We start from the raw sequence: 469 nt of genomic DNA on the forward strand, positions 1-469 counted from the left end.
TCAGAAATGAGACCAGCTACGGCACCATGCGCCATCCGTTACATGCTGTTGTTTGGCTAAAACTTCCGAGCCTGATAGTGAATACCTGCCCCTTCTTCACAGTATTGCTTAAGACTTAACAAAAATATCGCCCAATTATAATTACAGAAACGGAAGAATTCGGTAACTTCACGCCAGTCTGTGTGCCGAAGGATGACCGCTGTCTTATCACCCCGACTATCGAGTTCGAAACTGACGTTAGTGCCAATCCACTCGGGGTCTGAATCGACGCAGTGCCAGGTCATTTTGCTATCGCGTACCAGCTCCGTAACCTTCATCTTTGTCGGATGCTCGTCACCAAATCGAAATTCATTGACCGCATCAATTTGAGCAATGAACTGTAAATCTTGCGTCCACACCTCAGCCAATCCGTGCGCCGTGGTCAAGGCTTCGTACWSAATGACAGGGCGCATTCACGTATTGAATATGT

1 protein-coding gene is annotated in these 469 nt (G+C 47.5%); it reads right to left on the reverse strand.

Going from position 1 to position 469, the window contains the following annotated elements; genetic code table 11:
• Positions 1-56: 56 nt before the first annotated feature.
• Positions 57-452: an SRPBCC family protein gene (locus MPL1_RS12990; RefSeq protein WP_009727596.1), complete on the reverse strand. Its 396-nt coding sequence runs from the start codon at positions 450-452 to the stop codon at positions 57-59.
• Between the last annotated feature and the right edge of the window lie 17 nt (positions 453-469).

Origin of the sequence: Methylophaga lonarensis MPL (genome assembly GCF_000349205.1) — a bacterium.
GTDB lineage: Bacteria > Pseudomonadota > Gammaproteobacteria > Nitrosococcales > Methylophagaceae > Methylophaga > Methylophaga lonarensis.